Annotated in this window: 5 protein-coding genes and 2 pseudogenes; 3 read left to right on the plus strand and 4 right to left on the minus strand. The window is 57.8% G+C overall.

The window, feature by feature from the left end:
• The first annotated feature begins 204 nt into the window (after positions 1-204).
• Together N8E89_RS16510 and N8E89_RS16515 are read left to right on the plus strand one after the other, a co-directional pair.
• Entirely contained in the window at positions 205-2022 is a 1818-nt protein-coding gene (locus N8E89_RS16510; protein ID WP_410010318.1) for an extracellular solute-binding protein, read from the plus strand.
• A 14-nt stretch (positions 2023-2036) separates the two neighbouring features.
• Positions 2037-2702, plus strand: a complete 666-nt coding sequence (locus N8E89_RS16515) for a DsbA family oxidoreductase (protein WP_106663263.1) — start codon at positions 2037-2039, stop codon at positions 2700-2702.
• Position 2703: 1 nt separating this feature from the next.
• Here N8E89_RS16515 and mfd read toward each other — a convergent pair.
• A pseudogene (gene mfd, locus N8E89_RS16520) lies at positions 2704-6205 on the minus strand (transcription-repair coupling factor).
• 37 nt (positions 6206-6242) lie between these two features.
• Positions 6243-6530: an FAD assembly factor SdhE gene (locus N8E89_RS16525; protein WP_106663261.1), complete on the minus strand. Its 288-nt coding sequence runs from the start codon at positions 6528-6530 to the stop codon at positions 6243-6245.
• 116 nt (positions 6531-6646) lie between these two features.
• Between N8E89_RS16525 and recG the strand changes: the two are divergent.
• Positions 6647-8756 (plus strand): annotated as a pseudogene (gene recG / locus N8E89_RS16530) (ATP-dependent DNA helicase RecG).
• Between the two features lie 51 nt (positions 8757-8807).
• Here recG and glmS read toward each other — a convergent pair.
• Together glmS and glmU are read right to left on the minus strand one after the other, a co-directional pair.
• Positions 8808-10631, minus strand: a complete 1824-nt coding sequence (gene glmS, locus N8E89_RS16535; RefSeq protein ID WP_106663259.1) for a glutamine--fructose-6-phosphate transaminase (isomerizing) — start codon at positions 10629-10631, stop codon at positions 8808-8810.
• Positions 10632-10736: 105 nt separating this feature from the next.
• Complete coding sequence (gene glmU, locus N8E89_RS16540; protein WP_106663258.1) at positions 10737-12098, minus strand: bifunctional UDP-N-acetylglucosamine diphosphorylase/glucosamine-1-phosphate N-acetyltransferase GlmU; 1362 nt, start codon at positions 12096-12098, stop codon at positions 10737-10739.
• Positions 12099-12157: the final 59 nt, after the last annotated feature.

The raw sequence follows: 12157 nt of genomic DNA on the forward strand, positions 1-12157 counted from the left end.
TTTGGTTACCAAATGCGGCAAGAGAGTGACCCTCGATATCGAAGGCCGTGTTACACTGCATGTTAACGCAAATCCAGCCACCTTTTGGCTCTGTTTTAAATTCACATGCATGATTATACCCCTTACGCCGCAGAATCGTCGTCAAGTGGTAGTCTTTGACACGAATCAGGATGAATCCCTGCTTTTGGGTGCAAGGTTGAGACGATGTTGAAGAAAACCATTCAAGCACTGGCCCTCCTGGCCGCGCTTTGTTCGATGACAAGCGCAGTATCTGCTGAACCAACCCATGGAATCGCCATGCACGGCGAACCAGCCCTGCCCGCCGATTACAAATATTTTCCCTACGTTAATCCCGAAGCGCCGAAGGGCGGTTCGATCACCTACGGCGTTGTCGGCACATTCGATAGCCTCAACCCGTTTCTGGTGAAAAGCATGCGAACATATGCCCGAGGCATGTTTGGCGACCCGGAGTTTGGAAATCTTGTCAATGAATCGCTGATGCAGCGGAGCGCAGACGAGCCGTTCACAATGTATGGGTTGCTGGCCGAGAAAGTCGAAACGAATGATGAGCGGACATGGGTAGAATTCACGCTCAATCCGAAAGCAAAATGGTCTGACGGACAACCGGTGACCCCCGACGACGTTATTTTTACTTTCGACGTGCTGACAAAAAAAGGCCGGCCACCCTTTAGCAGCCGCATGAAACTCATCTCCAAAATTGAAAAGATTGGCGAACATGGCGTCCGGTTCACATTCAACGAACAGGCGAACAGGGAGTTTCCACTTGTCCTGGCGCTGATGCCGGTATTGCCGAAGCATAAGATCGACATTGACACATTCGACAGTTCGCCTCTGTCAATCCCGGTGGGCAGCGGGCCGTATACCGTGGCGCAAGTTCAACCGGGACAGCGGATCGTTTTCAAGCGCAATCCCGATTATTGGGGTGCAGATCTTCCGAGCAGAATCGGCTTCAACAATTTTGATACCGTTACGGTCGAATATTTCCGCAACAACCAGGCCCAGTTTGAGGCCTTCAAGAAGGGCGTGTTCGACGTTTTCCTGGAGGGCGATCCGAATAAATGGGCAACATCCTATGATTTTCCTGCGGCAAGGGATGGACGTGTGATCAAGGAGACATTCGAGACACAATCCCCCGCCAACATGTTCGGCTTCCTCTTCAACACGCGCCGTACAAAGTTCCACGACAAGGCAGTTCGAGAAGCGCTCGCTCTGATGTTCGACTTCGAATGGACAAATCGCAATCTCTACGCAGGCCGCTATCAGCGCTTGGGCAGCTACTGGCAGGGGTCGGAATTGTCCGCACTGGGGAAACCCGCAGATGCGACCGAACGCGAACTGTTGGCTCCATATCCGAATGCCGTCCTGCCTGAAGTCATGGATGGCACCTACAAACCTGCCACAACAGACGGATCCGGACGCGACCGCAAGGAAATGAAGCGCGCCTACGACATTCTTGTTGGTCAGGGCTACAAGATCGAGAACGAACAGATGCTCGATCCGCGGGGAACGCCGTTCGCCTTCGAAATCCTGACACGCTCGGTAAGTGAAGAGCGCCTTGGACTTGCCTACAAGCGCACGCTCGAACGTCTGGGGATTGGTGTCACGATCCGGACCGTCGACGATGCCCAATATCAGAAACGTCTGCAGACATTCGACTACGACGTCATCCTTGGCGCCTATTCGAGCTCGCTTTCTCCCGGATATGAACAGTTTAGCCGCTGGGGAAGTCAGTCCAAAGAGGTTGAAGGAAGCTTCAACTACGCGGGTGTGGCCGATCCGGCAATTGATGCGCTGCTCGACAAGATGCTGGCGGTTCGCGGACAGGCAGAGTTCACCAGCACAGTGCGCGCCCTCGACAGGATGTTGATCTCCGGCCATTATATGGTGCCGATCTATTACCAGCCCGAGCAATGGGTTGCGCGCTGGGCGCAGTTGCAACATCCAGACAAGACATCCCTGGTCGGTAACCAGCTAAATACCTGGTGGTCAGACAAACGATAGGTTGAGTTGAAATCATGACTGACAAGAAATTTATGATCGACGTGGTGTCGGATGTCGTTTGCCCATGGTGTTTTCTTGGCCGCAAACGGCTTGAAAGCGCTCTGGCGCTTAATCCGGATCTCGACGTGACCGTGAACTGGCGGCCGTTCCAGCTCGACCCGACGATTCCGCGCCAGGGCAAGGACCGCAATCGCTACATGCAGGAGAAGTTCGGCAGTTCCGACCGGATTTTCGAGATCCATCAGCAATTGATCGAACTCGGCAAGGAAGCAGGCATCGAATTTGACTTCGAAGCCATCGAAATCAGCCCGAATACGTTGGATGCACACCGCCTTATCCGCTGGGCGTCACAAGCCAAGCCCAACGTTCAGGACAAGGTCGTCGGCATTCTTTTCTCCTATTATTTCGAACAGGGAAAGAACATCGGCGACCAGCAGGTGCTGCTTGAGGCCGCCGGAGAAGCTGGCATGGACGTTGCGATTGTGGCCAGCCTGCTGCCGACGGACGCGGATACGGTGGGCGTTCAGCAGGAAATAGACACCGCCAATCAGATCGGCGTACGTGGCGTTCCCTGCTTCATTCTCGACCAGAAATACGCGGTGATGGGCGCGCAATCAGCAGATGCACTGGCCGATGCCATCCGCCAGACAGCAGATGGTTTTGAGCCCCGCCCCGCCTGAGCTATGAGGCCTCGGCAAGCTTGGCAAATTGCGTCATGACGACCGCCGCACCATTGAGCCGCTTTTCAGCCGTTGGCCAGTCGCGTACCAGCACGATGCTTTGATCGGGCCGGATCTTGGCCATGGCACCCTGTTCGCCGATCATTTTGACCAGTGCGGCAGGATTATTGAATGTCTTGTTGCGGAACTGGATAACGACGCCTTTCGGCCCCGCATCGAAGTTTCTCCACATTGGCGCGGCGGCACAGCGCCTTGATATAGACGATCTTGAGGAGGTGCTGGACTTCCTCCGGCAGCGGACCGAAGCGGTCGATCATTTCGGCGCCAAAGCCGTCGATCTCCTGCAATTCCTCCAGATCGGCAAGGCGGCGATAGAGGCCGAGGCGCAATTGCAGATCCGGAACATAGGTCTCGGGAATCATGACGGCGGTGCCGATCGAAATTTGCGGGGACCAATGTCCGTCCTCGACTTCACCTGTGCCCTTGATCTCGGCAACAGCCTCTTCCAGCATCTGCTGGTAGAGTTCGAATCCAACCTCTCGGATGTGACCCGACTGCTCTTCCCCAAGCAGATTGCCTGCGCCGCGAATATCCATGTCATGGCTTGCAAGCTGGAAACCGGCTCCGAGCGTATCGAGTGATTGCAATACCTTGAGCCGGCGTTCCGCGGTCTGCGTCAGCAGCTTGTTGGCTGGCAGCGTGAACAGCGCATAGGCGCGCTGTTTCGACCGGCCAACGCGTCCGCGCAGCTGATAGAGCTGCGACAGGCCGAACATGTCGGCACGATGGATGATCAGCGTGTTGGCGGTCGGAATGTCGAGGCCGGATTCCACGATGGTGGTCGACAGGAGCACATCATACTGCCCGTCATAGAAGGCATTCATGATGTCATCGAGCTCGCCAGGAGCCATCTGGCCGTGAGCAATTGCCACCTTTAGTTCCGGCACCTGCGCGTCCAGGAACTCTTTGATATCGCTCAGGTCTGAAATACGTGGGCAGACATAGAAGCTCTGTCCGCCACGATAGCGCTCGCGAAGCAGTGTTTCGCGAATGACAAGCGGATCGAACGGAGAGACAAAGGTGCGCACGGCCATGCGGTCGACGGGCGGAGTGGTGATCAACGACAGTTCGCGCACACCGGTCAAGGCAAGCTGAAGGGTCCGTGGTATCGGCGTCGCCGAGAGTGTCAGGACGTGCACGTCCGATTTCAGTTCCTTCAGCCGTTCCTTGTGCTTGACGCCGAAATGCTGTTCCTCGTCGATAATCAAGAGGCCGAGATTCTTGAATTTGATGCCTTGCCCGAGCAATGCATGCGTGCCGACCGCGATGTCGACCTGACCTTCGGCGATGCCTTTCTTGTTCTCGGCAAGTTCCTTCGAACCAACGAGGCGCGAGGCCTGTGCCACATTGACCGGCAGCCCCTGGAAACGGGATGAAAATGTCTTGAAATGCTGGCGGGACAACAGCGTCGTCGGCACCACGACGGCAACCTGCACTCCGTTCAGTGCCGCCACGAATGCCGCACGCAATGCGACCTCCGTCTTGCCGAAGCCGACATCGCCGCAAATGAGCCGGTCCATGGGCTTGCCCAGCGACAGATCGTCGATCACGGCAACGATTGCGCGGTCCTGATCTTCCGTCTCGTCATAAGGGAACCGGGCGGCGAATTCGCCATAGAGCCCGTCCGGCGGCAGGAGGATCGGTGCGCCGCGCATCTGCCGTTCGGCGGCAATGCGGATAAGATGGCCTGCAATGTCGAGCAAGCGCTTTTTCAGCTTTGCCTTGCGCGCCTGCCACGCCCCACCACCGAGTTTGTCTAAGACAGCAGTTGAAGTTTCGGTGCCAAACCTTGACAACAGCTCGATATTTTCAACCGGCAGGAACAACCTGTCATCGCCTGCGTAATGCAATTCAAGACAATCATGCGGCGCGCCGGCAGCAGTGATCGTCCTCAGACCGATAAATCGGCCTATGCCGTGATCCACGTGCACGACAATGTCGCCGGCATTGAGCGCCGCCACTTCGCTGATGAAGTCACGGTCGCGTTTCCGCCGCTTGGAATGACGGATCAGCCGATCGCCGAGAATGTCCTGTTCCGCAACAACGACCAATTCGCCCGCGTCGAAGCCGGTCTCCAGCGAAAGGATGCCCGCCGTGATCTTGTCGCGAGCAAGTGCCTTTACAGTCCGCAGATCATCGACGAGTTCGATCTTTTCCAGACCGTGTTCGTTCAGAACCTGCACCAGGCGGTCGCGCGTGCCCTCGCTCCACGCCGCCAGCAGTACCTTCTTGCCCGCAGCGCGCTCGTCGGCAATATGCTTGACCACGCTGTCGAAAACATTGGTATCCTTCGCCGTCCGCTCTTCAACAAATGTGCGCCCGCGATGCGCACCGGCGTGGATCGTTGCCCGCCCTGTCACAAACGGCGCATCGAACGGTGTGAAATCAATCCGCATTCCCGATGCAACAGCGCCAGCTTCTACCTGCGCCGGCGTCAGGTAAAGCGAACCCGGCTCGACGGGCTTGTACGGAATCGCATCACCGGGTTCCTTTCCGTCGGACTGCCGCCTGCGTGCTTCGTAGTGGTCCAGCACCATCTTGTGACGTTCTGCCATGGCTTCATGCGCCAGATGGTCGAAGACGACAGGCATGTTGCCCGCATGGTCGAACACTGTCTCCAGGTTCTCATAGAAAAGCGGCAGCCAATGTTCCATACCGGCAAAACGGCGGCCCTCCGAGATCGACTGGTAGAGCGCGTCATCACGCGAAGGTGCCCCGAATTTCTGCACATATTGTGAACGGAAGCGGCTGATAATCTCCGGTGACAGCGTAATTTCACTCATCGGCTGCATGGAGAATTCGGTCTTTTGGCTCGACGTGCGCTGCGATGCAGGATCGAAAGTGCGGATTGTTTCCAGCGTATCGCCAAAGAAGTCCAGGCGCAGCGGCTCGTCCGCACCAGGTGCAAACAGGTCGAGAATCCCCCCGCGCACTGCATATTCACCAACGTCGCGCACTGTCGGAACACGCTCAAATCCATTGTTTTCAAGGCGTTGCACAAGCGAATTCATGTCAATTCTATTGCCGGGCTTAGCCATGAACAGCTGTTCGGCCAGGACTTTACGCGGCGGCAGCTTCTGCAACACCGCGTTGGCGGTTGACAGAATGACACCTGGGTGCTTGTGATCGCGCAACGAAGCAAGGCCGGCCAGCGCCGCCAGACGGCGCGCCGACGTGTCCGCGCCGGGTGATACGCGATCATAGGGAAGGCAGTCCCACGCGGGCAACTGCAGTACAGGCAGATCAGGCTGGACGAAATTCAATACCTGCTCGAGGTCCGCGACGCGCTGGCCATCCCGAACGATGAACAGCACAGGGCCACCTGCCCCCGTCTCGGCCACCACCTTCGCCAGCGCAAAGCCTTCATAGCCATCAACAACACCATCGATGACCACATGGCCATTGATGTCAGGTTTCAATCCGAGTTTGGTAAAGGCAGTCATGCGATTTCAGAATTTCCCGGTCACGCCTCGGCGTGACTCAAAAGCTGATGTTGTTGCGGGATGCAACGACCTTGTGAAAGATCGGCGTGTCGAATTCGGCGGGAACGTCGGCCTCGCCGGTAACCCATTTCAGAAGGTCCCGGTCAAGCGCTTCCATCAGTGCTTCATATTGGTCAAGTTCCTCGTCGGACAAGGTATCGATATGGGCATCGGCAAACTGTCCTAGAATCAGATCCATCTCACGCATGCCGCGATGCCAGCAGCGGAACAGGATACGGCGTTGCCTTGGCTGCAAATCGGCGGTGGTACGACTGCTTCCGGTCATGAACAAGCTCCGTTTTTGCCTTTGGATCGTTTTTTGTGGTGGGCGCCGGTCGGTATAGCCTGCCTTGTCGCGTCTGTCAGCCTTGCAACGCACATCGAAGCCGTTAAACGTTACGCATGCGCCCGTCACTGCTTGATCCCCTATTTGCGTCTGTTCGTTCGCTTTCCGGCATAGGACCGAAAGTTTCGGGCATGCTCGCGACGCTGCTTGGCACGCAGCCTCCAGGAACCGAACCGCGCGTCGGCAATCTTGTATACCTCCCGCCCCATAGCGTGATCGACCGGCGTAATCGCCCAGGGATCGCCCATGCCCCGGAAGGCGCGATTGTTACGCTGGAAGTGCGAATCGACCGCCACCTGCCGTCTCCGGGCGGACGCAGCAATGTTCCCTACCGCGTCTTCGCCCATGATGATACTGGCGAGATCGGCCTTACCTTCTTTCACGCCAAGCAGGCGTGGCTCGAAAAGGTCATGCCGGTGGGGGAAACTGTCATCGTTTCCGGCACGATGGAATGGTTCAATGGCCGCCCGACCATGGTCCATCCTGACCATATCGCCAGCATCGGCGATGCGGCGACGCTTCCCTTGGTCGAGCCGGTCTATCCCCTGACCGCCGGGCTATCGCCGAAGGTGCTGGCACGAGGTGTTCAGGAGGCGTTGGCCAAGGCACCCGATATGCCGGAATGGATCGATCCACCGGTCCTCGATAAATATGGCCTGCCGTCTCACCGCCAAGCACTTCATACGCTGCACAATCCACAAGATCCGGGCGACATCGCCTTGGATCATCCAGCACGCCAGCGGCTCGCTTATGACGAGTTTCTTGCCGGTCAACTGGCACTGGCACTCGTCCGGCAGAAAACAAAACGGCTTTCGGGCCGGAAACTTCGAGGGCGATGGCCATCTCAAGGCCAAGGTCATTGCGGCACTGCCCTACACTCTGACCAGTAGCCAAAGCCAGGCGATCAAGGAAATCATCGCCGACCTGCGCCAGCCGGAACGCATGCTGCGGTTGTTGCAGGGCGATGTGGGTTCCGGGAAAACCGTTGTCGGGTTGCTGGCCATGGCCCACGCCGCAGAGGCCGGAGGCCAGTCGGCGCTGATGGTGCCAACGGAAGTCCTGGCGCGCCAACATTATGCCACCATCGCGCCCTTGGCGGCGAAGGCCGGATTGCGCGCCGCATTGCTCACGGGCCGCGAAAAGGGTCGCGAGCGCGAAGAGATACTGGAGGGCCTGCGCTCCGGTTCTGTTCATATCATTGTCGGCACGCACGCCCTGTTCCAGGAAAAGGTCGCTTACCATGATCTGGTTCTGGTCATCGTCGATGAGCAGCACCGTTTTGGGGTACATCAGCGCTTGCTTCTGACGTCCAAGGGTACGGCGCCCGACATGCTGGTGATGACGGCGACACCGATTCCGCGCACGCTGGTGCTGACCGCATTCGGCGATATGGATGTTTCGAAACTCACCGAAAAGCCCGCGGGGCGCAGACCGATCACCACGGCCATAATGCCGATGGAGCGCTTGAGCGAATTGGTTGACCGTATGCGGACGGCTATCGCCGAAGGACAGAAGATCTACTGGATCTGCCCCCTCGTCGAGGAATCCGAGCTGGTCGATCTCGTTTCCGCCGAAGAACGCTTTGAATCGCTCAGGCCATTGCTCGGCGACAGGATCGGTCTTGTGCACGGCCGCATGACAGGTCCGGAAAAAGACGCGGCGATGCTCGCCTTCAAGAGCGGCGATACACGCTTGCTCGTGGCAACAACAGTCATCGAGGTTGGGGTCGATGTGCCGGATGCGACGATCATCGTCATCGAACACGCCGAACGCTTCGGCCTCGCCCAACTGCACCAGTTGCGCGGCCGCGTGGGCCGTGGCGACAAGCCTTCAACCTGTCTTCTCATCTACAAGGGACCGCTCGGTGAGGTGGCGCAGGCGCGGCTTAAAATCATGCGAGAAACCGAAGATGGATTCCGCATTGCCGAAGAAGATCTGAAACTGCGCGGCGAAGGTGAGCTCCTGGGTACGCGCCAGTCTGGCACGCCCGGTTTCCGCCTTGCCAGCATCGAGGCGCACCAGGAATTCCTGGAAATCGCGCGCAAGGATGCGCGCTATATTCTGACACGCGACCCCGAGTTGCAGAGTGCGCGCGGCGAAGCCCTGCGCATCCTGCTCTATCTCTTCGAACGCGATGAGGCGGTCAGACTTTTGCGCGCCGGATGACGTTGCGCAATTCCGGTCGGAAAACCGGTACGCACTTTTCCTGGAATTGCTCTATTCCACAGTCACCGATTTTGCCAGGTTGCGCGGCTGGTCCACATCCGTCCCCATGAATACGGCTGTGTAATAGGCCAGCATCTGGATCGGCAGCGCGTAAATGATCGGCGCGATGATCTCGGGCGTATCCGGCAGGACGATCGTGTGCATCGTATTCAGCGTGCTTGCGGCCGCGCCCTTCTCATCGGTAATGAGAATGATCTTGCCACCACGCGCAGCGACTTCCTGCATGTTCGAAACGGTTTTCTCGAACCAGTGATCATAGGGAGCGATGACAATGACCGGCATGGATTCATCGATCAGCGCAATCGGTCCATGTTTCAACTCGCCCGCCGCATAACCTTCGGCGTGGATGTACGAGATTTCCTTGAGCTTCAATGCGCCTTCGAGCGCAAGTGGGTAACTCGTGCCACGGCCGAGATACAGCACATGTTTGACCTGGCTCAGATCGCGGCTAATGGCCTCGATCTGCGGCTCCAACCGCAGAGCCTGATTGGCGTAGCGTGGTATTTCGGAGAGTTCACGCACGAGCTGGCGCTCCTCGTCCTCGTTGATCGTACCGCGCATCTTGCCGGCCGCGACGGCTAATGATGCCAGCACGGACAATTGACACGTGAAGGCTTTGGTCGAGGCCACGCCGACTTCCGGACCTGCAAGGGTTGGAAATACCGTGTGGGACTCGCGCGCCATCGTCGATTCCCTGACGTTGACGATCGTACCGATGGTCAGCCCCTGCTGTTTGCAATAACGCAGCGATGCCAAGGTGTCCGCCGTCTCGCCGGACTGCGAGACGAACAGGGCAAGGCTGTCTTTCGAAAGTGGCATTTCGCGGTATCGGAATTCGGACGCGACATCGATATCGACCGGCAGCCGTGCAATCCGTTCGAACCAGTATTTGCCAACCAGCCCGGCATAATAGGCCGTTCCACAGGCGGAAGCCGCAATCCGGTCGATCTTGGCGAAATCGACGGGTGCACTGCCGGGCCGAATCCTGCCTTTGGAAAAGTCGAGATAGTTCGCCAGTGTGTGGGAAATGACTTCCGGCTGTTCATGGATTTCCTTTTCCATGAAATGCCGGTGGTTGCCCTTGCTGACCAAAAATGCGGTACCGGCCGATTTTTGCACAGGGCGATCGACGGTTGCGCCGGTCTCATCATAGATTACAACGCCGCTGCGGGTGAGCACGGCCCAATCACCATCTTCCAGATACGAAAGATTGTCCGTAAACGGGGCAAGCGCGATTGCGTCGGAGCCGAGATACATCTCCCCATCGCCGTAGCCGACCGCTAGTGGCGGCCCATTGCGGGCGGCGATCAGCAGGTCGTCCTCACCCTTGAACATGATCGCAATGGCAAAAGCTCCGCGCAATTGCGGCAGCGTCTGTCGAACCGCCTCAACCGGATCAAGCCCGCGATCGAGGGCGCGCGTAACCAAGTGCGCTACGGTCTCCGTGTCGGTCTCGGTTTCGAAGACATAGCCATCCTTTTCAAGCATGGCACGCAGTTCGGCAAAATTCTCGATGATGCCGTTGTGGATGACGGCCAGGCGCGGCGTCGTGTGCGGATGCGCATTGCGCACTGTCGGCGCACCATGGGTCGCCCAGCGGGTGTGGCCAAGACCAATTGTGCCGCCGAGTGGATTCTCTTTCAGCAATCTGTCGAGATTGATCAGCTTGCCTTCGGCCCGGCGGCGATCCAGCACGCCCCCTTCGAGCGTGGCGACCCCGGCAGAATCGTAGCCGCGGTATTCAAGCCGCTTCAGCGCATCCACAAGCAACGGCGCAACCTGCTCACGCCCGATAATACCTACGATCCCACACATGAATTACTCCAATACCCCAGAATTTCTCGGCTCTAGCCAGCGTCAGAATCAAGTTTGCAGTGAAACACTTATCATCTCAGAATTCTATTCGAACAAAAGGCGTGCCTATTCAGCCTTCTTGGCTAACTTTTGCGCCGCATAGCGTGCCCGCAATTGTGTAGCCCGCCCCTCTTTGACCTCCTGCCGTGCCCTGCCAAAGGCCAGAGCTTCCGCTGGAACGTTTGCCGTTATCACGCTGCCCGAGGCGATATACGCATTATCGCCGATGGAAACGGGCGCCACCAGCGACGAATTGGAACCGATGAAAACATTGGCCCCGATCTCGGTCAGGTGCTTGTTATAGCCATCATAATTGCAAGTGATCGCGCCGGCGCCGATGTTTGCCGAAGCGCCCACAACTGCGTCGCCGATATAGGTCAGGTGGTTGACCTTGGCACCGACACCGACCTTTGCATTCTTCACCTCAACGAAATTGCCAACCTTGGACTTTGCTGCAAGATCCGCACCCGGCCGCAGCCGGGCGAAAGGGCCGACATTGGCGTCAGGTCCGATCTTCGCGCCTTCGAAATAGGAAAAGGCATGGATCACCGCGCCGCTCGCTATCGAGACTTTTGGTCCAAAGATGATGTTGGGCTCAAGTATTACGTCGGCTTCAATAAGCGTATCGTGCGCGAAGAACACCGTTTCCGGCGCCCGCATGGTAACGCCGGCCAGCATCATGTCACGGCGCTTGCGCGTCTGCCAGATTGCCTCGGCTTCGGCAAGTTCGACGCGCGTGTTGATGCCGATCACATTGTCCGGTGAAATCTCGATAGCGACGACCGACTTTCCCGCTGCGTTGGCAATCTCGACAACGTCGGTGAGGTAATATTCGCCTTTGGCGTTGTTGTTGGTGATCTTCTCCAGCAGCTCAAGCGCACCATCGCCACGCAGCGCCATCAGCCCGCCATTGCAAAGGCCGATCTTCCTCTCCGCCTCGCTCGCGTCTTTCTCCTCGCGGATCGCAACCAGACGACCATCCTGTTCTATGAGGCGGCCATAACCATTCGGCACTGTCGGCCGGAAACCCATGACGACAATATCTGCACCGGCGGCGAGCTTGGTCCTCGCCTGTTCGAGAGCGGCCGTTTCAACCAGCGGCGTGTCACCAAAGACCACCAGAATGTCGTCGTAACCGCGCATGATGGCTTCGCGTGCTGCAAGCACGGCATGGGCAGTTCCCAGCCGCTCGGCCTGCTCGTGCACCGTTACATTGGCGGTCACCGATCGCACTGCAGCCTCGACCTGATCGGCACCGTTGCCAACCACAAGGGCGATATCGCTACCACCCGCGCCATGCACAGCCTTGGCCACGTGGGCGACAATCGGCAGGCCGGCAATGGTATGGAGTACCTTTGGCAGGGAGGATTTCATGCGCGTACCTTCACCGGCAGCGAGAATAACCGTGAGGCAGGAACGTGATGTCATGTCGGACTTCCAGATCAGTTTTGACTAAAATATCGTGCCGGACCATGACACGCCATTGG

It is taken from the genome of Phyllobacterium sp. A18/5-2 (assembly GCF_025452215.1).
GTDB classification, from domain to species: Bacteria; Pseudomonadota; Alphaproteobacteria; order Rhizobiales; family Rhizobiaceae; genus Phyllobacterium; species Phyllobacterium sophorae.

What these genes read in the sequence shown, in the direction of transcription:
- N8E89_RS16525 (WP_106663261.1), bottom strand. Translation starts at nt 6,530, where the DNA reads ATGACCGGAAGCAGTCGTACCACCGCCGATTTGCAGCCAAGGCAACGC.
- glmS (WP_106663259.1), bottom strand. Translation starts at nt 10,631, where the DNA reads ATGTGTGGGATCGTAGGTATTATCGGGCGTGAGCAGGTTGCGCCGTTG.
- N8E89_RS16510 (WP_410010318.1), top strand. Translation starts at nt 205, where the DNA reads ATGTTGAAGAAAACCATTCAAGCACTGGCCCTCCTGGCCGCGCTTTGT.
- N8E89_RS16515 (WP_106663263.1), top strand. Translation starts at nt 2,037, where the DNA reads ATGACTGACAAGAAATTTATGATCGACGTGGTGTCGGATGTCGTTTGC.
- glmU (WP_106663258.1), bottom strand. Translation starts at nt 12,098, where the DNA reads ATGACATCACGTTCCTGCCTCACGGTTATTCTCGCTGCCGGTGAAGGT.